Annotated in this window: 1 pseudogene; it reads right to left on the bottom strand. The window is 73.9% G+C overall.

From position 1 onward, the window contains the following. Positions 1-241: pseudogene (locus OH705_RS28525) on the bottom strand (sulfite exporter TauE/SafE family protein); the annotation flags it as partial.

Here is a 241-nt window from a genome sequence, read left to right as displayed (position 1 = left end):
GGCCCGACACGGCGAAGCCGGCCAGCAGGAACGGCGCCAGGCTGAGCGCCAGGCCGGCGTGGTCACCGGTGTAGCGCCGCGCCCAGGCCAGCATGGCCAGCGAAAAGAGCGACCCCAGGAATAGCACCATGCCCAGCGTGGCGCGTAGCCGCGGCGGTTCGGCGTGTTGCAGCACCAGGGCGATGGGCGGGGCGCCGACCGAGGTCATGGTGCCCATGATGCCGGACGCCACGCCGGCGCC

The sequence above is a fragment of the Pseudomonas sp. BJa3 genome, assembly GCF_026343815.1.
GTDB lineage: Bacteria > Pseudomonadota > Gammaproteobacteria > Pseudomonadales > Pseudomonadaceae > Aquipseudomonas > Aquipseudomonas soli.
Note: the sequence above shows the minus strand (reverse complement) of the source record. Positions and strands in the feature narration are given on the sequence as shown.